Source organism: Pseudarcicella hirudinis (assembly GCF_900115665.1).
Classification (GTDB): Bacteria; Bacteroidota; Bacteroidia; order Cytophagales; family Spirosomataceae; genus Pseudarcicella; species Pseudarcicella hirudinis.
Genome location: NZ_FOXH01000002.1, coordinates 282,324 through 306,210, shown reverse-complemented (window position 1 = coordinate 306,210; position 23,887 = coordinate 282,324). Strand labels below are relative to the sequence as shown.

The following is a 23,887-nucleotide window of genomic DNA, read 5'->3' as shown; positions in this document are numbered from 1 at the left end:
TTTAAACATTTAAGCGTAAATTAATATTCATAAAGAGAGAATATTGTTTTGGAAGATTTATACATAAAGCGGGCTTATCGTCCGCTTTTTTATTCAGTATACGGCATTTTTTTGGATAAAATATTGATTTTTTAGAACTTTAAATACAACAAACCGACAAGCAAAATCATGAATCAGTGGAAAATCAAGGTTTCTATTTTCATCAACTACTTTCTGTTTGCTATTTTGTTAAACAGCGTAGGAACAGTAATCCTTCAGGTCCAGTCAACCTATGGCATTAACCAGTCCTCCGCTGCCATCCTCGAAGCTTTTAAAGATCTGAGTATTGCTGTCACTTCATTTATCGTTGCTTCCTATCTGAATAAAATAGGCTACAAAAATGCTATGCTGATCGCACTGGCAGCCGTAGCAATCGCCTGTCTGGCTATGCCTTCATTAAATAGCTTCTGGATGACAAAAGTTCTTTTTGCTGTAACCGGTGCCAGTTTTGCCCTGATAAAAGTATCGGTATATGCTACCATCGGAATCATTACCAAAGATGAAAATGAACACATCAGTCTGATGAACTTTATCGAATCTTTTTTCATGATCGGTATTCTGACAGGCTACTTTATATTCAGTTTTTTCATTGACGACACAAACGTAAAATCCAGCGGATGGACTAATGTGTATTATGTTTTGTCAGGCCTGGCCGTTCTGGCATTCTTACTTCTTTATTCTACTACAATTGACAAAGAAAAAGGACAAAGCGCCGTTGAGATCGACAGTAATTATGTCGGTTTTTTCAAAATGTTTCAATTATTGTACATTCCTATCGTACTGGTTTTTTTAGCAAGTGCTTTCATCTATGTATTGATTGAGCAAAGTATCTTCAGCTGGCTGCCGACATTCAACAATAAAGTCCTGCATTTACCAAATACACTTAGTATCCAGATGGCCAGCATCCTGGCCGCATCAACTGCTGCAGGCCGTTTCATTGCAGGGATAGTCCTGCAAAAAGTATCCTGGATTCTTGTACTCATTACCTGCCTGCTCGGGGCCGGAAGCTTAGTATTATTAGCACTACCATTGGCACAAAATGTAGAGGGTGCAGCGATTACCGGGTGGACAGACGCTCCGTTGGTCGCATTCATATTCCCATTAATCGGTTTGCTTATTGCACCAATCTACCCAGCTATTAATTCAATCATTCTGAGCACTTTACCTAAAAACCAGCACGGAATGATGTCAGGATTGATCATCATTTTCTCAGCATTGGGAGGTACAACCGGTTCAATTATTACCGGAAATATCTTTCAGACTTTCGGTGGACAAACAGCTTTTTACTTCTCGCTGGTTCCTATGACTTTGCTTGTTTTCTGCCTGATTTATTTCAAAAAACTTCAGGGGAAAAATCATTTAAGCGTTAAACTCAGCGCAGGCGGCGGACATTAAAAGAGCCAGAAAATCAGAACTTTGCCTATTCAGGATATTCAATATCAAATCTTTAACAGACAGATAAATATGCTCACGTTAAAATAAGGTGTTTATTATCTGTTGTTCAGACAAAACCTTATCCAAGATGCGTTTGTAAGACCTGAAATCCTCATTGCCGGACTGAATTACACTTCGATTCAACCATTAACCATTTTTGATAACATATGAATACTTATCCCCAAAACAATCAGGATACGTCCTTTGATTATGGAGAGCTTTTTGAAAACGTTCAATTAAATGACGTTTTTCCGGATTCGAAAACATTCAATGACTGTACTCCAAAGTTTAAGAATGAAGAAATTCTGGAAAAATATCTGAAAGAAAAAACCTCTTCAAACTTTAATCTGAAAGAATTTGTCTCCTCTAATTTTCACTTACCCCGTAATAAATCTGTAGAATATAAGAGCGATCTCAGTAAGCCGGTCGCCAATCATATTGATGATTTATGGGAAATCCTGACTAGGCAGCCCGATCAGGTGAAAGGGAAAGATGCAGGTTCTCTGATTCCGTTACCACATTCGTATATCGTTCCGGGTGGAAGATTTCAGGAGATCTATTACTGGGACAGCTATTTTTCGATGCTGGGTTTACAGGTAAGTAACCGATTCGACCTGATTGAGAGCATTCTTGATAATTTTTCTTACCTCATCAATACCTTAGGATATATTCCAAACGGGAATCGGACTTATTTTCTGGGCAGATCACAACCTCCGTTTTTTTCCTTAATGGTACAACTGCTTCAGGATGAAAAAGGGGATGAGATTTTACTGCAATATTTACCCTTTCTGGAGAAAGAATATCATTTCTGGATGTATGGTGCTGAAAATCTGAATGAGGCGGTACGGGAAAACAACAGGGTTGTTAAAATGCCAAACGGTACAATTCTAAACCGGTACTGGGACGCCAATGATACTCCACGAAAAGAGTCTTACCGGGAAGATATTGAGTTAGCAGAAGAAAGTGACCAGATTCCCGCTGAGATATACAGGCATATCCGTGCTGCCGCAGAATCAGGTTGGGATTTTAGCAGCAGATGGTTTAAGGATGGCCGGCACATGAAAACCATACATACTACAGATATTATCCCTGTCGATCTGAATTGTCTCCTGCTTAATCTGGAAAGGGCTTTGCAGAAAGGCTACAGCCTCTTAAATGATTCTAAAGCGGTTAAGTCATTTGAAACAAAAATTAACCAAAGAACTGAAGCGATTCAGACATATTGCTGGAATCAGGAAAAAGGGTTTTACTTTGACTATGATTTCAGCATAAATGAACAATGTGCTGTTTATTCCCTTGCGGCTGCTTTCCCATTATTTTTTCAGATTGCCCGGCCGGAACAGGCTTCTGATGTGGCTGAAATACTGAAAAATCAATTCTTACAGAAAGGCGGGCTTTTAACAACTTTGAATTATTCAGGGCAGCAATGGGATGCTCCCAACGGATGGGCGCCCTTGCATTGGGTGGCCTATGCAGGATTAAAAAGCTACGGACTTGATGAATTAGCTGAAAATATCCGAAAAAACTGGGTAGAGGCAAATATCAATTTTTACAAAAAAACCGGAAAACTGACCGAAAAGTACAACATTGTTGAAAAGGGGACGGAAGCCGGAGGCGGGGAATATCCTAATCAGGATGGCTTTGGCTGGACAAACGGGGTATTGCTTAAATTCCTGAATCAGTTCTGAGAATTGCCGGAAATCAGGAAGACCTCATTTATCAGTTCTTCCTGATTCCAATTCAGCGTTTCATAATAACCTGAGCGTTTCAATAATCAGGTTTGCAGAATTTTCAGCAGCAATCGCTTTAAATTTATTGAAATCCAGATGTGCATTTTCATCGGCAGAATCACTCAAACTCCTGATAATCAGACAAGCTATCTTCATTTCATAACAAACCTGGGCAATCGCCGCACCTTCCATTTCTGTTGCATCGGCTTTTAAATCCTTTACAAGTATGTGTTTTTTGGCAGAAGAAGCGACAAACATATCTCCCGTTACAACAATTCCGCCTATAATTTTAGGTTTAAGATTTGTTTCAATTCCTTTCAAAGCCACTTTTGTGGCAGCAATTTTTGCGTATTTCAAAAGAACAGAATCTGCGGGAAAAAATAAAGGGTTTTCTACCCTGGTTTCCGGGTGAGAAGTGCTCCAATAAGTAAAAGTATCGTTGCTCAACTTGCCGAAATCATACAATGCTGTTTTCTCTGCAATCACAATATCAGCAGGAGCAAGTCCGGGGTTCAACCCGCCGGCAACCCCTGAAAAAATCACCTGTTGCGGATTAAATTTTTCAAGTAATAAAGTCATTGTCATCGCTGCATTTACCTTCCCAACGCCTGACTTTACCAAAACCACTGATTTTCCTCCGAGTTTTCCGGTAAAGAAACTAATCCCCCTGATGTTATAAACCTGTTTATCCTCAATTTTGGAAATCAGAAGTTCAACCTCATCTCTGAAAGCCCCGACAATAGCAATTCCGGGTTCTTTAATCTGTGCCGGAGTATCATGCAATCTGAATAGAAAAAGGCAAAAAAATAATAAAAATCTGTTCTTCATAAAGTTATGTTTTGATGAAAATAAAAATAAATCCACTCGAAATCTGAGTAATCAATCTAACTCATTAAACTAAAAAACACTAACAATCATTTTCCCTATGTTCCCTATATGCCTATGTGGTTACAACTTACAACATGTTCCCTATAAGCCTAAGTGGTTACAACTTACAACTATGTTCCCTATATCCCTATGTGGTTACAACTTACAACTATGTTCCCTATAAACCTATGTGGTTACAACTAATGCCCCAAAAACAAAGAAATCAAGATAAAAACGTCCACAACCCAAAGAGAAACAGGCACTTCCTCAGATTTCCCCAAAATTGTTTTAACAATTGTCCAGCTCAAAAACCCCCAGATAATACCCTGTGTAATTGAATAGCTGAAAGGGATCAAAACCATTGCTAAAAAAGCAGGAATAGCATCATCCATTTCCGACCAGTTAATTTTGATAACAGGTTTCATCATAAATACACCGACAAGAATCAAGGCAGGAGCTGTGGCAATAGCAGGAATAATAGATAACAATGGCGATAAAAACATAAAGGGAAGAAATAAAAAGGCAGCAACTACGGCCGTTAAGCCAGTTCTTCCCCCCTGCTCTATGCCAACTGCTGATTCAATATAAGCCGTTCCAGGGCTGGTTCCGAACAATCCAGCCAAAGTAGTAGCAATGGCATCTGTCAGAAGGGATTTCTTCAGATTTCTGGGTTCACCGTTTTCATCATGTAATTCTGCTGCTTCGGCAACGCCTACAAATGTGGAAAGACTGTCGAACATATCCGTAAACACAAAAGCAAACATAACAGGCAAAAGTGAGAATCTAAGTGCCCCTGCGAAGTCGGCCTGAAAAAACAGACTAAAGTCTGGCGAAGCCCACATTCCCTGCCAGTTTACCAGAGTGGATTTACCGAAATTAACTGCGGAAGCATCTCCCCAAATCCTGCCAATAGGAATTGACAGTAAAGTAGTAATAGCTATTCCGAGAATTATTCCGGCTTTTACCCTTTTTACGATCAGAATTGTTGTCAGAAACAAACCCAGCAAAAAAGTAATAAGAATTGGTGAAAAAGGGGCAATTCCGATAACAGTTGCCGGATTGGAAATAACAAATTTTGCATTGATAAAACCTATCAGTGTAATAAAAAGCCCGATTCCGGCAGAAATAGCATACCTCAGCTGCTTAGGAATTGCGTTGACTATATGATTACGGATATTAAAAACAGAAAGTAAAATAAAAATAATCCCTGACCAGAAAACCGCTCCCAAAGCCGTCTGCCATTTTACACCCATTCCCAGGACAACGCTAAAAGTAAAAAAGGCATTCATACCCATTCCAGGTGCTACCAGAATCGGGTTTTTGGCATACAAACCCATTACAAGCGTGCAGATAAACGCCAGACTTACAGTGGCAGTCAGCACTGCATTAAATGGCATTCCTGATTGACTGAGTATAGCGGGATTAACCACGATGATATACATGGTTGCCAGAAATGAAGAAAATCCTGCAATAATTTCTGTACGGGAAGAAGTATTATACTTTTCGAACTGGAAAAATTTATTCATAAAAATTCGGTTATTCTCTAATTTACTGAATTAGACTTTATTCACAAAATTAACCTAAGCTCTTTATCGTTTTTAACCGGTGAATTAATAGAGTATCTTTTGTAAATGAGTCATTTATCTCCGGAATTGCGAAAAATCAAAAAAAATAAAAATTATCTTACAAGCATACCCTGAAAAGATAAATAATCCTGTATCTAACAATTTAATTTATTAATTATCTGAATTTAAAAGGAATAGCAAATAATTTATTGTATTACTTTCATATTCCCCGGAAAACACATTAATTTTGTCTTATTCTTAGAAAGTCTTAGCTGATTTCCCTGGAATCCCTATGGTTTTCCCGGAAGCAGAAATAAGTTCTTATCCGACTTATTATCAATCAATTCGAAATTTTAAAATAAAAAAATACATGTCAACTGAAACCAAGTCGTACATCCCGTACAAAGTTAAAGACATCGCCCTTGCAGAATGGGGTCGTAAAGAAATTCGTTTGGCTGAGGCCGAAATGCCTGGTTTAATGGCAATTCGTGCAGAATACGGAGCGAGCCAGCCTTTGGCAGGTTCACGTATTGCAGGTTGTTTACACATGACTATCCAAACGGCTGTGCTGATCGAAACATTGGTGGCTTTGGGTGCTGATGTTACCTGGTCTTCCTGTAATATCTTCTCTACACAGGATCATGCAGCAGCAGCTATTGCAGCAGCAGGTATTCCGGTTTATGCCTGGAAAGGAATGAACGAAGAAGAATTTAACTGGTGTATCGAACAAACTCTTTTCTTCGGTGAAGAGCGTCAGCCATTGAACATGATTCTTGATGACGGCGGTGATTTGACAAATATGGTTTTTGATGTATATCCTGAATTGATCGATGGTATCAAAGGACTTTCTGAAGAAACTACTACGGGTGTTCACCGTTTGTATGAGCGTTTGAAAAACGGTACTTTGTATCTTCCGGCTATCAACGTTAACGATTCTGTAACTAAATCTAAATTCGATAACAAATACGGTTGTAAAGAGTCATTGGTAGATGCGATCCGTCGTGCTACAGACTTAATGCTTGCCGGAAAAGTAGCAGTAGTTGCAGGTTATGGTGATGTAGGAAAAGGATCTGCTGATTCTTTAAGAGGTGCAGGATGTCGTGTTTTAGTAACTGAAATCGACCCTATCTGTGCATTACAAGCTGCAATGGACGGTTATGAAGTAGTGCCAATGGATGAAGCTGCTACCCGTGCAAATATCTTTGTTACTGCTACAGGAAACGTAAACATCATTCGTGAGCGTCATTTCAGAACCATGAAAGATAAAGCTATCGTTTGTAACATCGGTCACTTCGATAATGAAATCGATATGGCCTGGTTGAACGGAGCTTATGGTTCAACAAAACAACAGATCAAACCACAGGTTGATTTGTATGAAATTGAAGGAAAAGAAGTAATCGTATTGGCAGAAGGACGTTTGGTGAACTTAGGTTGTGCGATGGGTCACCCTTCATTCGTAATGTCTAACTCATTCTGTAACCAGACTTTGGCTCAGTTGGAGTTGTGGACTAACACTGCTAATTACGAGAAAAAAGTATATGTACTTCCAAAACATCTGGACGAGAAAGTAGCGAAATTACACCTTGCTCATATCGGTGCCAAACTTGATGTTTTGGATCAGGAGCAGGCAGAATACATCGGCGTAACAGTTGAGGGACCATACAAGGCTGAGACTTATCGTTACTAAGATTTTCCGGTTTCATAGAAACGCCCTCTCATTGATTTGAGAGGGCGTTTTTTATTGGTTGATTACTGTACTATGTACATTTTATTCGGCTACAAACTTCTCCAGCCTGCCATCCTTTTAATTCTACATCTTGTGCTGCAGCTAATTGCTCAGCCTCATCTTTTGTTAGTCCATTTATACAATGGAATGATTGCAAGGCTGGATCAAAAAAACAGGCGGCACCTCTGGTAATTGCCTTTAGCCCTTTAAATGCTTCTACTAAGTTTTTCATGCTGGTTTTATTTTTATTGTTGATTAATGAATAAACTGTTAAACGGTAATCCTATTTTCAAACCTATTTCATTTCTTTGGTAGAAATTCCGGTTAATTTTATCTAATTGCGAGTTTAGAATATCGTTGAACTTAAGATATAACTCAAGATTTATTAAGCTTGACAGGTCCTCTTTCTTTTGGATAGCGAAAAAATATCCTAATCCAAAATTCATTACAGGCTTTCCTTCAATTTTATAAAACCCATCAAACGATAAATTATTGAATTGGAATCTCGATTCATAATAGATCGATAAGGCATTTTTTTTACTCTCATTAAAATACCTGGTAGCTTGAACATTTAATACATGAGCATAATTTTTTTCAAGTGCTTTTGTAAAAACATTAGATCTACTGATTATCTCTCTTTTTAATGTATCATATGGTAATGTCCCTAATCTTTGAGTTTCGGTAGTTACGATTTCTTTAGTTTTAGCTTGAGATAAATTATTGTCGTTTTCTATCTTATATCCAATTTTCAATAAAAAGCCATTTTTCAAAAAAAGACTTGATGGCTTTGAAAAGAAATTATTATAAGAAATACCAATTGAAAATCGTTGAAAAGGAGTTGAAACAATTTGGCTGTCTTTTGGAACAAGAGGTAACTTCTTATCATAAATTTGATAAGTTTCTCCCGAGAAGTTCATAATTAAATCTAGCCAACTAATTCTAAATTTATCCCACTTAATGTCTTTAGTCTCCAATTCATACAATCTCTTTTCATAAGCTTCCATAAATTTCTGATCCGGAATAATATCCGGTCCTTTCAATCTCTTTTCAATTATCTTCTTTACAAGTATTAATTCCTCGATTTTTAAACTATCAATCTTTCCTCGTATTTTTTCAGAATCCTTAGGCAAGGAATGTAATTCTTTAACTTTCAATAGTAATTCGTATTCATTAATTTTATCTTCTATTTTTTTTCGCTCTTCTCCTAAGAGTCGAATCTGACTTTTAAAAGCAATAGTATCATTTTTTCTCAGATCTGTTTCTGTATCATAGGCCATTGCAAGGTATTGTCTTTTGAAAGCTAAGTATCCACAATCCTTCAACAAGTATTTGTAGCGTGTACTCTTATTTATCAAAGAAAACTTCAGTGTAAGTTCTGTTTTATTATTAATTCTAGAATTAGAAAATAAAGAAGAAATATTATCTTGAACACTTGCATTAATACCAATAGTTAAAACATTTCGAGTCAAGTTTTCTGAAGGTCTTTTCTTGAAAATATTAAAGAATGAAGTACTTAAAGCAAGTCTTGAGTCATTTTCTGAATATTTTACACTTGCATAATTCCCTAGTGAGGGCAGCCCTTCTTCGTTTAACGTTATTAAGGTTAAATCTCTCCTAATGAGCTTATTAAAAGAAGAAAGTGAGATAAATTTACCCCTTGTAAATAGATTTAAAGTTGTATCCTTGAAGGATTCATCTTTGCACGTATTTGTTGTATCGCAATAACATAGATTATGTAATTGTCGAGAAAGGAAACTACCATCTTTTTTAAGATTTTGCCCAAAACCTAAGTACCCGCAGTGCAGCACTACAGAAAAAAGTACATATCTTTTCATAATAATTATTGTTTAAAACTTGATCGGTAGGTTGTTAAAGAAAGAATCTGTAAACAGCTATTTCCCATTCACATACTTATTCAAAAGCCCTTCTATAAAGTCAGTTCCGGCATAACCTGCAGCTAAAGTGGTAAGTATTGCCTGCTGGTTTAACTGAGAACCTGTAACAGAAAACATAATGGCCAGAGCCCCTGCCACAAAACCAATGAAAAGAGACAGTACAAACCGCTTTGTATCAAAATTATCGTTGAAAACCTGTCTGCTTGAGGCTGTTTTATCTCCGGCCAGGCTTTGAGCCTGTGCAGTACTTTGTGCGGCATCATTTGCCTTTTTCAGTCCTACAATTACTCTGATTCCCTGACCTAAAATTCCAAGAAGTCCTCCGGCTACAATGTTATTAATTACATCCGGTGTTGAAATAAGTATTTCCAAATTAATCATAGTGGTAAATGTTTAGATGTTTTTAAAATTTATAAATAAGAATTATCTGATTAATCTCCCCACAAACTCAGCCCGTTTTCTTCTCGACACACAGGCCATGAGGTTATTGGTCAGGAAAACACATTTTTTCCTCAGATCATATGTGCTTACATGCTGACGGTTGATAATATACCCCTTGTGTACTCTGATGAATTGCTGGTCACATAATAGTGTTTCGAAGTTCTTTAGCGTTTGCGTGACGATGATTCGTCCTCCGTTAATAAGGTGCACATGTGTGTAGTTGATGTCGGCTTCCAGTAAAACAATGTCTTCCAGTGGAATTTTCCTTTTTTTAATCCTGAAAAACGCTCTGTTCTGTAAAATTTCTTTAGAGATTGGTAGGGTGTTAGCTATCATATAATCAACTGTTTAGGGTTATAAAGGAAGTAGAAATACGGAGTAATTTATAGAAAAATAAACTAATACTCCATATTTTTCATGACAAATTTCACAAAAAAAACATATACGCTTCAAGGTGAAAATACCCGTATTTCATACCGTATTTTTCCCCTTTTCAAATCGTACAAATCCCATAAAAAATCCCTGAAAAGCCGATTCTGAACCGTAAAATAAAATTACGGTAGCGCCTATATGATGTGAGTTGGCAGAACACTAGTTTCAACCCGATAATTTTTCCGTTTCACTATTTAAACTATCAATATCATGAAAAAAATACTTTTATTACTTCCCCTGCTTTTGTTACTATGCTTATGGAGCTGTAACATTTGGAACCCTTGGTCAAAAGCTCTATCTTCAGAGGACTCTTTAAAGATTTCTCAGAAATACCTGAAAAATCGGGTCTATAATGTTTCTTTTAAAAGGAAAGAAGGAACTCTAGGTGATCTAGGTTTAAACATTGATTCTTCACAGGCAGCGAATATGCATAATGAATTTATGAAAACATTAATAATGTCCCCGGAGACTGCCCCAGGATCCGGTAACCATTTAGTCAGCTGGAATAAAAATTTAAAAGGATGGGCAATACCTGTATCCCAAATAAAACGTATTATTACTCAACCGTACGCTACATGTGATACAATAAGAATATATATAGGAATACAACCCAAAACTAACCACCCAACTCTAATTTTTCTAGGTTCTGCTTTTAACGGGAAATGGAGTAGTTTAATTTTTGGAAAAAGCAACCATGTTCTTAGAAGTACCGCTGGTTCTGCTGCAAATGATGAAATTTATGAGTACGTAGATCCTTGTCTGCCAACTTGCGCACAAAACTCCTTTTAAGATGACATACTACTATATATATTTTTCTATTTTAATCATTGGATTAATAATAGGATTTACCCGAATTAAAAGTCTAAATAGAAGCAGCAGAATTCTGTTGCTTCTATTAGCTTTGACAATTTTAAGCGAGAGCGTTGCTACGTATCTAAAATTTTCAGCCAGAAACAATATAATTGTATATCATATCTTCAGCCCCATAGAATTTGCATTAATAAGTGCTCTTTATTATAATGAAATTAAGAATAAAATTATTCTAGTGCTGATGATTATATTTATCTCATTTGCCTGTTTCAATAGTATTAATATTCAATATTTCAATACAGATTTCAACTCAATCTCATTTGTAATAAGTGGACTTCTTACCATTATATTTTCGCTATGGTATCTTTATTTACTGATATTGGAAAAAACGCATTACAACTTCACAAATTATCCTTTATTTTGGATAAGTGTTGGATTTATGTTTTTCAATATCATAAATCTGTTTATACTTGGTACCTATAACTTAATTGCCCTTAAATTTCCAGAGGTAGGATTTCTGTTCAGAAGCATCAGATTTATTTCAAATTACTCACTTTACTTATTTTTCACTATTTCATTTCTTTGCTCTCAAAAAAGTTTAGATGAAGTCTGACAATGTAAATGAATTGCTAATAACTTTTCTTGTTGCTACAGGTGTATTATTATTCCTGGTAACATTCATAGTTATATATTCTCTTATATTTCAAAAAAAGAAAACAGATTTTTTACGTGAAAAACAATCCCTCCAAACCTCCTACGAGCAGGAAATTCTTAAATCCCAACTGGAAATGCAGCATCAGACTTTGCAGCATGTCGGCAGGGAATTACACGACAATATCGGACAGCTTTTATCCGTCGCCCGCATCAATCTGAATGTGCTGGAAGAGTCTGTCGGAGATGCTGAAATTCTCAATTATATCCTTCAGACCAACGAAGTGGTTGACCAGTCTATCAATGCTTTGCGTGCTTTGAGTAAAAGCCTCGACGGCAATATTGTTCAGGATTTCGGACTGGAAGAAAGCATTTCTCATGAACTGCAACGCATCCGAAAAACCAAAAAGTTTGAAACAGAAATCACGGTTAACGGAAACAGATATACGCTCGAAAGAGAACGGGAGATTATTCTTTTCAGAATTATACAGGAAATATTGAATAATGCCCTCAAACATTCTCAGGCTCAGCATTTGAATGTACACCTCGAATATTCTCCAGAAAACTTCTCTGTCACGGTTTCAGATGACGGAATAGGTTTCGACATCTCTGTCATTAAAAATGCCGATCTTGACCAAAGCGGATCCGGATTACGAAACATTTCCAGACGAATTGAGTTAATCGGAGGGAACTGCGAGCTTGTTTCAAAAATCGGAAAAGGAACCACCATCAATCTGCATATTAACCGATTAATAGAAAATAAGGAACAAAATTCCATTTCCTGATTACATTGACTAAATTTACCCGCTGACCCGCCTTAATATCCTGCTTTGTATCCTTCATCAATAAACCTATGAAACATTCAATCGTAATCGCTGATGACCATCAGCTTGTAGCCAAAGCAATTTCAGGACTTATTCAGAAACTTGATGACTTTGAAGTAATGTACGAAGTTGCAAACGGAAAAGAACTTATCCGTCATTTCAAAATGAAAATGATTCCGGATATTGTGTTGCTTGACATCAATATGCCGGAAATGGATGGTTATGAAACCGCACTCTGGCTCAAAAATAACTATCCTGAAGTAAAAGTTCTTGCACTCTCCATGTACGATAAAGAAGAAGCTATTGTCGGCATGCTTCGCAACGGAGCCCGCGGTTATCTGTTGAAAGGCTGCAAACCTGCAGAATTAAAAGAAGCGCTGGATTCTATCGTAAAAAAAGGGTTCTATTATACCGAACATGTCACCGACAAACTAATCAAAAGCCTGAATCCGGAAAAATTCATTGATCCTGTCGAGGCATTAGGATTGAATGAAAGAGAAAAGGAATTTATTCGCTGGGCCTGTACAGACCTTACCTACGCTGAAATCGCTGAGAAAATGTGTGTAAGTCCGAGAACAATTGATGGTTACAGAGAGCAGGTTTTCCAGAAATTAAATGTAAAGTCCAGAGTGGGAGTTGCCATTGAAGCCATCAAATTAGGGATTGTTGTTCTTTAGCGGATAGATCTTTTAAAAAATGAAACGAAATCAGGATTTTATATCCCCCGTTTCTCTTTTCAGCAAATTGAATTTGGTATTAAAATCCTAAAAATTTCAGAATCTAATTAATAAATAACACCTTTTTTGTAGCTTCGTAAAAATTACAACATCAACTAAATGAAGCTATTCTTAAAAACTGCCTGTATAGTCTTTCTGACTGTAAACGCCCTCTATGCACAAAACTTTACCCATGCAGACTCTCTGAGAGGTACACTTTCTTCATTCCGGAGCTGTTACGATGTAACTTTTTACGATTTGAATCTAAAAGTTACCCCCAGCAATCAAAGTATCAGCGGATCTAATACCATTCATTTTACGGCAACCCAGACCTTCAGAAAAATGCAGGTTGACCTGTTTGCTGGCATGGAGATTACCCGAATTTCACAAAATGGTAAACAACTGAATTATTTCAGAGATGGTGATGCGGTATTTATCAATTTCGAAAAACCACAGATTTCCGGGAAAAAATATGCCATCAGAATTGACTACAGAGGAAAACCAACCATTGCTAAAAATCCACCCTGGGATGGTGGCTTTACCTGGAGAAAAGATCGTGATAACAAAGATTGGGTAACTGTTTCCTGTGAAGGAATCGGTGCAAGTCTTTGGTGGCCAAACAAGGATCATCTTTCTGATGAACCGGATTCTATGAAAATTACCTGTTCCGTTCCGAAAGGTCTGATTTGCGTGGCCAACGGAAACCTGCGGCATCAAAAGGATTTCACCGAAACAAAAGAGAAAAAAAACCAAGATACGGCTACAGAAAGAGATTTCACGCAATTCGAATGGTTTGTAAGTTATCCTATTAACAACTACAATGTTTCGTTAAACATTGCTGATTACGCAAATTTTAAAGATGAATATATTGCCTCAGACGGTAGTAAACTTGATCTTGATTATTATGTGTTAAAGGCCAATCTTGAAAAAGCACAAAAACAATTCCAGCAGGTAAAACCCATGTTAGCCTGTTATGAGAAATACTTCGGAAAATATCCTTTCTGGAATGACGGTTATGCTTTGGTTGAAACACCTTACTGGGGAATGGAACACCAAAGTGCCGTTGCTTATGGAAACAATTACAAAAACAATGCTTTTGGCTTCGATTTCATCATTATCCATGAATCCGGACATGAATATTTCGGTAATTCATTAAGCTGTAATGACCACGCTGAAATGTGGATTCATGAGTCTTTTACCACTTATATGGAAACACTTTATGTGGAGTGTCTGCAAGGTTATGAGAAATCCATCGAGTATATACTGGGACAAAGAAAGTTAATGAAGAATAAAGTGCCTTTAATCGGACCGATGGGTGTTAATTATTCAAATCCAGATTCTGATATTTATTTTAAAGGAACCTGGATGCTGCATACCATCAGAAATATTGTCAATAACGACAAAATCTGGTTCGAAGCCCTGAAAGCTCTGACAGAAAAATACAAACGTTCAAATGTCACTACCGAACAGATTATCAGTTTCCTGAGTTCAAAAACAGGGCTTAATCTTAGTCCGTATTTTAACCTTTATTTAAGAACCAATATCATTCCGAATGTTGAATATGAATTGATTGACAAGGGTTCAGAAACAGAACTTCGTTACCGCTGGACAGGAGAAAGTCCTGATTTCGCTTTCCCGATTAAAGCCGGATATGATTTAAATTCTTATGAAGTAATTGTTCCGAAAAAAGAATGGCAGAGCAAAACCTTCAAAAAAGACGGGGCAAAAGAGCTTAAAATTGCAACAGAGTTATTCCTGGTTCAGGCTCAAAAAGTACGATGATTCATGAATCTTGACGAAATGGACTGCGTCTTTTCATAAAATCTTGTCAAAAACCCTTCATTTCGTTCAAAAAATACTGATATTCAACTACTTAAATCCTTCAAGCGTAACATTATTTCAGGATAATGTTACGCTTATTCTTTTCAGGGATTAAACAAATCATTTGATTAAATACCGAAGTTTTTAAATTTAGGCGTAACTTTGTCTCGAAACCAGTCAGGTTGGCTGAAAACAACAACTTTTATTAACAATTGACATGAAATTTGGAGTAGTAGTTTTTCCGGGTTCTAATTGTGATGACGACACAATCGGCGTTCTAGAAGCAATGGGACAAGAGGCAATCAAACTTTGGCACAAAGATACAGACCTTCAGGGTGCTGATTTTCTTATTCTTCCGGGAGGTTTCTCTTATGGTGATTACCTTCGTTCAGGAGCAATCGCGCGCTTCTCTCCAATCATGGACAAAGTTATTGAGCATGCCAGCAACGGAGGATATCTGATGGGAATCTGTAACGGTTTCCAGGTGCTTGTGGAAGCGGGTTTATTACCGGGTGTATTGTTGAGAAATGACAAACAAAAGTTTATCTCAAAAAACATATATTTAAAAACCCAATCTACCAATTCTCTGCTAACGAACGGATTGGATACTGAGAAGGCTTATAAAATACCTATCGCTCATGCTGAAGGAAGATATTTTGCTGATGAAGCAACATTGAAACAACTTAACGATAACAATCAGGTTCTTTTCCGTTATTGTGATGAAAATGCTGAAATTACTGAAGCGTCAAATCCAAACGGAAGTCTTGAGAATATTGCAGGTATCTGTAATGCAGGCAGAAATGTATTTGGATTAATGCCTCACCCGGAGCGTGCTGCTGATCCGCTTTTGAGCAATACTGATGGCCTGGAAATTTTAAAACAATTGATTTCTTCAGAAGTTTTAGCTTAACACTGAATAAGTTATATAAACCCAAAAAAGGGGTAGTTTCTGAGAAACTACCCCTTTTTTGGGTTTTATCTTATGAAAGCTTTTCTTGAAAATTACTTAATCGGCAGTCGGCTATCTGCTTTTGGCTGTCGGTATTAATTTTACATTTGTGTCGTATTTATTTAATTTTCAGGAAATTGTAGTAAATTTTTCGGGTTCTGATTTCTAATTAAAAGCCTGCCTTTTCGTTCAATAATTGAAGAAAGAACAAACAATAAGATTAGTACTGACTGCTGATAACCGACTGCCGAAAGCCAATCTATCTCAGATCATTTACCTCAACACCGGGATACTTACTTTTATCGAATACGAAAAATTTATCATCAACCGGAACATTCGGTGTAAACTTGTTTACTTTGAAAGTCTGACGTTTTCCGTTTTTATCGGTAATTACCCAGCTTTTAACTGATTTGTCTTTCTTATTTAATTTGATTTTCACTTTTGCCACCTGAGTACCTTTCTTCTCCGGTGAAAGTTCGATTACTTCATATACCTGCCCGGCTTCATTAACTTCCTCTACAAACACATAACGATAGCCTTTTTTGTCAAATGAATAAACTTTTGCAGGATTCAGATCATTTTCAGATGGTTCGTAGTCTGAAATATTTACTTCGTTGGTTTCTTTGATATAAGTTGAAACTTCTTTTCCATTGTTAAAAATCTCCTGTCCGGCGGTTTTCAAACGGAATTTCTGACCTTTTACTGTAATGTTACCTGTATAACTCGCCCCTCCTCCATCAATGCTATAAGCGAAAGCTGCACTGAATGAACTCATTGTTTTATACTTTTTTTGCATCGCATCAATAATTGCACTGGCTTTATTTGCCTGCGCAAATGTCAATGCATTGGTGAAAAACAATAAATTTAATATTACCAGGATTCTTTTCATTTTGAAATTCAATATTTAGTGATGATTTTGTTTTAATACAAATTTATAGACAATATAAGTAAGCTCTAAGTTTAATATGCCTGAATAAAAGTTAAGCACTGTTAAATAATTATAAATTCCTCAACTTCATTTCAAGTGATTCCATATCTTTTACCAATACTTCTCTGGCTTTAGAGCCTTCAAAAGGGCCCACTATTCCGGCAGCTTCCAGCTGATCGATCAGCCTTCCGGCACGGTTATAACCCAGCTTCAACCTTCTCTGAATCAATGAAGTAGAACCTTGCTGATGGGTTACAATCAAACGGGCAGCCTCATCAAAAAAGGCATCTCTGCTGCTTGGATCAAAATCAGATTTTTCATTTCCTCCCTCACTGTCTCCTTCAAATTCCGGTAGCAGATATGCTGAATCATATCCCTGCTGATTTCCGATAAATTCACACACATCCTCCACTTCCGGTGTATCAACAAAAGCACATTGCAAACGAATGATATCCGAACCGTTTGAAAGAAGCATATCTCCCAAACCAACCAGCTGCTCCGCTCCTCCTGTATCAAGAATGGTTCTTGAGTCAATTTTAGAAGTAACTTTAAACGAAAGCCGGGCCGGGAAGTTTGCCTTTATCGTACCTGTAATTACGTTCACAGAGGGTCTTTGTGTAGCAACAACCAAATGTATTCCAATAGCCCGGGCCAGCTGAGCCAGACGTGCAATAGGTTGCTCTACCTCTTTTCCTGCCGTCATCATCAAATCCGCCAGCTCATCAATCACCAGAACAATATACGGCATAAAGGCATGGCCTTTCTCAGGGTTCAGACGTCTGTTGACAAATTTGACGTTATATTCCTTCAGGTTCCTGCAACCCGCATCTTTCAGCAGGTTATAACGGTTATCCATTTCTATACACAAGGAATTAAGAGTATGAACAACCTTTTTGGTATCGGTAATAATAGCCTCCGCCGAATCAGGCAACATCGCCAGAAAATGACGCTCAAGTTTATTGAAAAGTGTTAATTCAACTTTCTTCGGATCAACCAGTACAAACTTTAAAGTAGCCGGATGTTTCCTGTAAATCAAAGAAGTAAGAATCATATTCAATCCGACAGACTTACCCTGACCTGTAGCCCCTGCCATCAGCAGGTGTGGCATTTTAGCCAGATCAGTCATGAAAATATCGTTTGAAATCGTTTTCCCTAAAACAATAGGCAAATCATAATTTGATTTCTGAAACTTCTCCGAACCAATAACCATTTTAACCGGAACCATTTCCCGGTTTTTATTCGGAACCTCAATACCAATTGTCCCTTTTCCGGGAATCGGAGCAATGATACGGATTCCTAAAGCTGCCAGTGAAAGCGCAATATCATCTTCAAGGTTTTTAATCTTGGAAATCCTCACTCCCGCTTCAGGTATTATCTCATATAACGTAACAGTCGGGCCAATGGTTGCTTTGATAGACGCAATTCCGATACTATAGTTTCTGAGTGTTTCAACAATTTTATCAGAATTTGCCTTTAATTCATCCTCCGAAACCTGTGCTTTATTGGCATCGTAATTTTTCAGCAAGTCAAGCGTTGGAAATTTATAATGCGGCAAATCCATATTCGGGTCATATGCCCCGAATTTTCTCAATACTTCATCATTAAGATTTTCCTGGTCATCCTCTCCGAAAATTTCATTATCCTTTCCATCAGCCACTGTATCATCAGAAATCACCGGCTCAATTGTAAGAGAAACAGGTCCTTTATTCGGTACCGGGTCTGCCTTATGATTTTCTTCTGTTTCCGGCTCATGCTGAACAACAGGAGGAATTAAAGGTCTGATATTCGCCAGATCATCATTATCTTCTCTTTCAATGGTCAGGTCATCTTCAAATTCCGAATCCAGGTTTTGTTTTGCCTGTTCCAGATCTTCCCTGGCTCTCTTCATATTAGGCGTATTTTCCAGATCCTCCTCAATTGTCTCATCAGCAGAATCCTCCGAACCATTGATATTTCTGTCAAACATTTCCACCATAGCATCAAGAGAATTGACTTTATAGTAGAAAACCACAAACAGAAACAAGACAAATAAGATCACCAGAATAGAAGCCCAGCCGATGGCATTATAAAGCAATTCATTGATATGATAACCGATTCCTCCGCAGAAACTGCTCAAAGAAGATGAGGTATCTGTCATGAATACAAAAAAGCCAAAGAAAGTACTGAGCCAGAACATGTAAAACAATGCCTGCCAGGTTATTCTTTCCAGGGGTAATAATTCCCGGTGAAATGTAATTTTAAAACCTCCCAGAAAAATAATGGGGATCAATAAAAATGAGGCCCAGCCAAATAACCGGAGCATCATCAGATCAGCGAGCATTGCCCCGAAAATGCCAAAAAAGTTGACGGTTTTCTTCCCGGATTCCTCCAAAGGAACTTTCAAAGCTGCTTCTACCTCACTTTGATCTGCGTTCCCGGTAAAAAGATGAGAAGCGAAGGCAAAGAACATGAATATAGCGAAAAGCATAAAGAATACTCCAAAAGCCAGTTTCATTTGCTCACTGGCCTTTAAACCCGACCAGCTGAAATTCAGCTGACGGGAAACGGGAGACTTCTCTCTTTTTTCGTTATTCTGACGGGGAATATTTCTTGCCATAAAGGTCAGATTCTCTTAATTTCGATTGCAGGGCTAAGATTTTTCAGTAAATCTATCTTATCCCAAATATACTAATTTCTATACGCTTGTCTATGTATCTGAGTCAGGCCTCATCCAAAGACCTCCCGGAAGGAATGATTTGACGAAAAAACCAACCGAAAGGTTTCGATTATCTGAAATTAAATATCAGAATTGGCAATTTTTCTATTGATTTCTCCGGCAAGTCCCGGACCTTCATAAATAAATCCGGTATAAATCTGTACTAAAGACGCACCTGCCTTTAATTTTTCTATCGCATCTTCCGGAGAATGAATCCCTCCTACTCCGATAATAGGAAATGCTTTGCCGGACTTCTCAGACAAATAACGAATTACTTCTGTTGAACGTTGTGTTACAGGTTTTCCGCTCAGGCCTCCTGTTTCATTCACCAGGTTTTGATCTGACACTAAATCAGCTCTTGAAATTGTGGTATTGGTGGCAATTACTCCGGCGATACGGGTTTCCTGTACAATTTCAATAATATCATCCAATTGGGAGTCCGTCAAATCCGGAGCAATTTTTAACAAAACAGGCTTTTGCTTCGGCCTTTGCTCATTATTTTCCTGAAGCGTCTGTAATAATTGCTTCAATGGTTCTTTTTCCTGTAAAGCACGGAGATTGGGGGTATTGGGAGAACTTACATTTACCACAAAATAATCCACAACTTCAAAAAGTGCATTAAAACTGATTAAATAGTCATTAACCGCATCTTCATTGGGTGTAACCTTATTTTTACCGATATTCCCTCCTATTAAAATATCACTTTTTCTTTCTCTCAAACGTTTTACAGCCGCTTCAACACCTTCATTGTTAAAACCCATCCGGTTAATCAGAGCCTGATCAGGTTTTAAACGGAATAATCTCGGCTTATCATTGCCCGGTTGTGCTTTCGGAGTCAATGTCCCGATTTCTATAAACCCGAATCCCATTGAAGCCAGCTCATCAGTCAGAACCGCATTCTTATCAAATCCCGCAGCAAGTCCTACCGGATTCCTGAATTTCAGTCCGAACACCTCTCTCTCCAGTCCGGGATGTTCATAATTATAAAATGCCCTGAATATTTGCGGAACCAGAGGAATTTTAAAAAGAATTTTAACGAGATTAAAAGTAAAATGATGCACCTTCTCGGCATCAAACCGGAAAAGAATCGGCTGGAGAAAAAATTTATACATGAGTATTATTAAATGATACTTTCATCAGGAAGTGAACGGGTACCTGTTCGCTTTAAAATGATTTTTGGCAAAAATACAAAAAATACTTCCGATTCAATTAAGATTTCTCACAATAAACTATGCCTGAAATCCTGAAAAAGAAATTGCATTCCTTTCTTTTTCTCCGAAAATAAAATACAAAAAAGCCACCCCGAATATCAGGATGGCTTTTTGAGAAACCTCTTTAAACTTCTCAATCAAAATTTTTTCGGACTAAGTGTCCTTTTCATAACGCCGATTGATGGGTTGAAATTGGTAATTTTAGGGTTGAAAAGTACACAAAATAGACAAACGAGTAAAAGTAGTCTATCAAAACCCCGATTTCAGCGAAATCTATTTTATATACAAAAAATAATCAAATTAACAAAGGTGAATTTTACTTAATTTCAAAAAACTATCTCATTTTTTTGAAATTATGAAAAATGGAGGCTTTCACTCCTTTTTAAAAATGGATTTCCAAACCCCTTCAAACTGTTTTTACAAAAATGGCAGTAAGGCAAATGCTATATTCCTGATTTTAATTTAGTAAACGGCAAATAGCTTTAACAGAAAAAAAGCAATCTTAACATTTTAAAAATCAATACCTTAACTTAAACCGTATTTTATCATGAAATTAGTTGGACTAACCACCATTTGTGCATCTGCAATTGTATTATTATTTTCCTGCGGAAAAGTAAAAGACGCTGCCAACGCCGCAGAAGGTCTCAAAAACTATGCTCAAAATATGGAAGCCAGTACCAAGAAAATGGAGGATCGACGCAGCAAAGGTGATACAATAGCCCTTCCATATGCTGAATTACAAAAGTATTTACCTGCTTCAGTAAGCGGGTATACCAAAGACGGAGATCCGGAAGGTGAATCCATGAATATGACCGGAGCTTCTTATTCTACTGCCTCTCAAAAATTCAAAAAAGGAGATGATGACCTGAAAGTAACCATCGTTGATTACAACGCCGCGTATGCTCTCTTCGGAATGGCTACAGCAATGATGCAGACAGGATTTTCGGTTGACAATGCCGATGAAAAATTAGGCGGTGTTGAGCTTAAAGCAGGAAAAGGCTGGGAGGATTTTAAGAAAAAAGAGAAAAGAGCTTCCGTAGTAGTGACGATCAATGAGCGTTTTCTCGTAACCGTTGAGGCCTCAAACCAAACCAGTACTGATCTGGTAAAAGATGTGGCAAATTCGCTTGACCTGAAAAAACTGGCTGATTTGTAATTTGATGTGAAATGAAATAGAATTTTATATTTACAGTGCGTAATCCTGATTACGAAATGACTGTCTGGGTTTTCCGGACGGTCATTTTTTTTAATTATTTTCAATCTTTCACTTATGATTTACAGGTAGAAAAGACTAAAATCTCTCTTTTATTCAGGAAATACTAAACAGCTGAAACACATGAAAATCCTGACATTTATTATTCTTAGCCTAAGCTTGCAAACGGCTTTTTCGCAGGCCAATCCTGAAAAACCTGATCTGTGTCAGGGCAATTATTATACTGAAGCTCAAGCTGTTCAGATTCATCAGGAATATGCCAGAAATTACCTGAAAGTTCAGGACTGGGAAAAAAGGGCAAAATTAATCCGTCAGGGCATTCTTGACGGGACCGGAATCACTAAAATTCCTTCTCCGGTAACTCCGAAAGTTATTAGTCACAGCAAACGTAACCTAAATGGCTATTCAGTAGAAAATATAGCTTTCGAAACAATTGAAGGTTTCTATCTCACTGGAAACCTCTATCGCCCTTTAAATATGAATGGAAAAAGACCTGGCATCCTTTGTCCTCACGGACATGCTGCTAAGTTAGACTCCCGTTTTCAGGAACAAATGCAGCAGCGCTGTGCCACACTTGCACGCATGGGAGCAATCGTTTTTGCTTATGACATGCTGGGTTATGCCGATTCCAAACAATGTTCCCATAAAATTCCCAAAGCCCTGAAACTACAACTCTGGAATGGAATCAGAGCACTTGATTTCCTGACAGGCATCAGCGAAGTTGATACTGCCAATATAGCTGTTACCGGTGAATCGGGAGGTGGCACACAGACTTTCCTCCTCGCTGCTGTTGATCCCCGGGTAAAAGTTTCGGTTCCTGTGGTAATGATTTCAGGACATTTCTTTGGTGGCTGTGTTTGTGAAAGCGGCATGCCGATTCATAAAAGACCGACACATCAGACCAGCAATCTGGAAATAGCGGCCTTAATGGCTCCTAAACCTATGCTGATGGTTTCTGATGGAGATGACTGGACAAAAAACACACCGGATTTTGAATTTCCCTATGTTCAGAAAATTTATGATTTGTATCATGCCAAAAATATGGTGGAAAATGCTCATTTTGCCAAGGAAAAACATGACTACGGACTTTCCAAGAGAATCGCAGCTTATCAGTTTCTGGCAAAACACCTTCATCTTTCTACAGAAAATGTCATGAAAAACGGGCAATTTGATGAAGCCGGAAATACTTTGCTGAAGCCGGAAGAATTAGCTGTTTTCAATAATTTACATTCTCTTCCATCCAATGCCGTAGTCGGAGATGAAAGAATTTCAATTTTAACAGATCAGCTTAAATGACAGGATTACTTATTCTTCTGGGAGCAACCAATTCTCATGACGGACAATTAAGTCCGATGGCGATTGACAGGCTTATTTGCGCTTATCATTTTCTGAAAAACAACCCCGAATTCAGCATTTTATGCACCGGAGGTTTCGGAAATCATTTTAATACATCCGATTATCCTCATGCTCAGTATTTACAGCATTTTCTCCTCGAAAGAGAAATTGACCCGCGTCGGTTTACTGAATTTGCTTTAAGTGAAAATACCATTGAAGATGCTCAGCTCAGCAGGCAGATTATCAGCCGGTATAATCCCGCTATGGTTGCAGTTCTCAGTTCGGATTTTCACCTCGAAAGAGCCAGACTTACTTTTCAGAAGTTTTGTCCTTTCAGCAATATGTTTTTCATTGAAGCAAAATCAAGCCTTTTTGAAGAAGACCTGGCAAGGCTGGTCCGTCAGGAACAAGAGGCTTTACAGAGGCTTATGTTTATGAATTAACAAATTTTAAATTCCTTCCACTATTCAAATATTTTAAAGGACTTTTCTGCAAAAGGGACTTTTTTATCAGAAAATACATTCAAATAGGTTGGACTTTTGCGACAATTTTATAAATTTAACAAAAACACCTTGATATTTATTTGTGATTATTTTCATGTGGCG

Annotated in this window: 20 protein-coding genes; 11 read left to right on the top strand and 9 right to left on the bottom strand. The window is 37.6% G+C overall.

Going from position 1 to position 23,887, the window contains the following annotated elements:
• Positions 1 to 168: 168 nt before the first annotated feature.
• Both BM179_RS04390 and treF read left to right on the top strand, forming a co-directional pair.
• Positions 169 to 1,434, top strand: coding sequence for an MFS transporter (locus tag BM179_RS04390; RefSeq protein ID WP_092012788.1), 1,266 nt, complete (start codon positions 169 to 171; stop codon positions 1,432 to 1,434).
• Between the two features lie 206 nt (positions 1,435 to 1,640).
• Positions 1,641 to 3,161: an alpha,alpha-trehalase TreF gene (treF, locus tag BM179_RS04385; protein WP_092012785.1), complete on the top strand. Its 1,521-nt coding sequence runs from the start codon at positions 1,641 to 1,643 to the stop codon at positions 3,159 to 3,161.
• 60 nt (positions 3,162 to 3,221) lie between these two features.
• Here treF and BM179_RS04380 read toward each other — a convergent pair whose 3' ends face one another.
• Both BM179_RS04380 and BM179_RS04375 read right to left on the bottom strand, forming a co-directional pair.
• The gene (locus BM179_RS04380) at positions 3,222 to 4,031 is read right to left on the bottom strand and encodes a 5'-methylthioadenosine/adenosylhomocysteine nucleosidase (RefSeq protein WP_092012783.1); all 810 of its coding nucleotides are present in this window, start codon (positions 4,029 to 4,031) and stop codon (positions 3,222 to 3,224) included.
• 239 nt (positions 4,032 to 4,270) lie between these two features.
• Complete coding sequence (locus BM179_RS04375; RefSeq protein WP_092012780.1) at positions 4,271 to 5,596, bottom strand: NCS2 family permease; 1,326 nt, start codon at positions 5,594 to 5,596, stop codon at positions 4,271 to 4,273.
• A gap of 409 nt (positions 5,597 to 6,005) precedes the next feature.
• Between BM179_RS04375 and ahcY the strand changes: the two genes are divergently transcribed.
• On the top strand, positions 6,006 to 7,322 hold the full coding sequence (ahcY, locus tag BM179_RS04370) for an adenosylhomocysteinase (protein WP_092013648.1): 1,317 nt from the start codon (positions 6,006 to 6,008) through the stop codon (positions 7,320 to 7,322).
• A 70-nt stretch (positions 7,323 to 7,392) separates the two neighbouring features.
• Here the strand turns inward: ahcY and BM179_RS04365 are convergent, their stop codons facing one another.
• The 4 genes from BM179_RS04365 to BM179_RS04350 are packed head-to-tail and all read right to left on the bottom strand — an operon-like array spanning position 7,393 to position 10,033.
• Entirely contained in the window at positions 7,393 to 7,593 is a 201-nt protein-coding gene (locus BM179_RS04365) for a hypothetical protein (RefSeq protein WP_092012777.1), read from the bottom strand.
• 13 nt (positions 7,594 to 7,606) lie between these two features.
• On the bottom strand, positions 7,607 to 9,196 hold the full coding sequence (locus tag BM179_RS04360) for a hypothetical protein (RefSeq protein ID WP_092012774.1): 1,590 nt from the start codon (positions 9,194 to 9,196) through the stop codon (positions 7,607 to 7,609).
• Between the two features lie 57 nt (positions 9,197 to 9,253).
• A complete protein-coding gene (locus BM179_RS04355; protein WP_092012771.1) occupies positions 9,254 to 9,637 on the bottom strand; it encodes a hypothetical protein in 384 nt (127 codons plus the stop codon).
• 42 nt (positions 9,638 to 9,679) lie between these two features.
• On the bottom strand, positions 9,680 to 10,033 hold the full coding sequence (locus BM179_RS04350; RefSeq protein WP_092012767.1) for a LytR/AlgR family response regulator transcription factor: 354 nt from the start codon (positions 10,031 to 10,033) through the stop codon (positions 9,680 to 9,682).
• Between the two features lie 306 nt (positions 10,034 to 10,339).
• Here BM179_RS04350 and BM179_RS04345 point away from each other — a divergent pair, with 306 nt between their 5' ends.
• The 5 genes from BM179_RS04345 to purQ all read left to right on the top strand — a co-directional run bounded on the left by BM179_RS04345 (position 10,340) and on the right by purQ (position 15,861).
• Positions 10,340 to 10,918, top strand: a complete 579-nt coding sequence (locus BM179_RS04345) for a hypothetical protein (protein WP_092012764.1) — start codon at positions 10,340 to 10,342, stop codon at positions 10,916 to 10,918.
• A 623-nt stretch (positions 10,919 to 11,541) separates the two neighbouring features.
• Positions 11,542 to 12,375, top strand: coding sequence for a sensor histidine kinase (locus BM179_RS04335; RefSeq protein WP_092012758.1), 834 nt, complete (start codon positions 11,542 to 11,544; stop codon positions 12,373 to 12,375).
• 68 nt (positions 12,376 to 12,443) lie between these two features.
• Positions 12,444 to 13,091, top strand: coding sequence for a response regulator transcription factor (locus BM179_RS04330; RefSeq protein ID WP_092012755.1), 648 nt, complete (start codon positions 12,444 to 12,446; stop codon positions 13,089 to 13,091).
• Positions 13,092 to 13,250: 159 nt separating this feature from the next.
• The gene (locus BM179_RS04325; protein ID WP_092012752.1) at positions 13,251 to 14,912 is read left to right on the top strand and encodes a M1 family metallopeptidase; all 1,662 of its coding nucleotides are present in this window, start codon (positions 13,251 to 13,253) and stop codon (positions 14,910 to 14,912) included.
• Between the two features lie 256 nt (positions 14,913 to 15,168).
• Positions 15,169 to 15,861, top strand: a complete 693-nt coding sequence (gene purQ, locus BM179_RS04320) for a phosphoribosylformylglycinamidine synthase I (protein ID WP_092012749.1) — start codon at positions 15,169 to 15,171, stop codon at positions 15,859 to 15,861.
• 298 nt (positions 15,862 to 16,159) lie between these two features.
• Here the strand turns inward: purQ and lolA1 are convergent, their stop codons facing one another.
• The 3 genes from lolA1 to BM179_RS04305 form a co-directional block, all read right to left on the bottom strand.
• Complete coding sequence (lolA1, locus tag BM179_RS04315) at positions 16,160 to 16,789, bottom strand: outer membrane lipoprotein periplasmic chaperone LolA1 (protein WP_092012746.1); 630 nt, start codon at positions 16,787 to 16,789, stop codon at positions 16,160 to 16,162.
• 109 nt (positions 16,790 to 16,898) lie between these two features.
• Positions 16,899 to 19,424, bottom strand: coding sequence for an FtsK/SpoIIIE family DNA translocase (locus BM179_RS04310; RefSeq protein ID WP_092012743.1), 2,526 nt, complete (start codon positions 19,422 to 19,424; stop codon positions 16,899 to 16,901).
• 179 nt (positions 19,425 to 19,603) lie between these two features.
• Entirely contained in the window at positions 19,604 to 20,635 is a 1,032-nt protein-coding gene (locus BM179_RS04305; protein ID WP_092012740.1) for a quinone-dependent dihydroorotate dehydrogenase, read from the bottom strand.
• A gap of 646 nt (positions 20,636 to 21,281) precedes the next feature.
• On the opposite strand from BM179_RS04305, the gene BM179_RS04300 reads away from it, so the two are divergent.
• The 3 genes from BM179_RS04300 to BM179_RS04290 all read left to right on the top strand — a co-directional run bounded on the left by BM179_RS04300 (position 21,282) and on the right by BM179_RS04290 (position 23,725).
• Entirely contained in the window at positions 21,282 to 21,890 is a 609-nt protein-coding gene (locus tag BM179_RS04300) for a hypothetical protein (RefSeq protein ID WP_092012737.1), read from the top strand.
• A 180-nt stretch (positions 21,891 to 22,070) separates the two neighbouring features.
• Entirely contained in the window at positions 22,071 to 23,243 is a 1,173-nt protein-coding gene (locus BM179_RS04295; RefSeq protein WP_092012734.1) for an alpha/beta hydrolase family protein, read from the top strand.
• Positions 23,240 to 23,725 carry a YdcF family protein gene (locus BM179_RS04290; protein WP_092012731.1) on the top strand — a complete coding sequence of 162 codons (486 nt, stop codon included), beginning with the start codon at positions 23,240 to 23,242 and terminating at the stop codon, positions 23,723 to 23,725. Before BM179_RS04295 ends, BM179_RS04290 begins: the two co-directional genes overlap by 4 nt.
• Positions 23,726 to 23,887 lie beyond the last annotated feature (162 nt).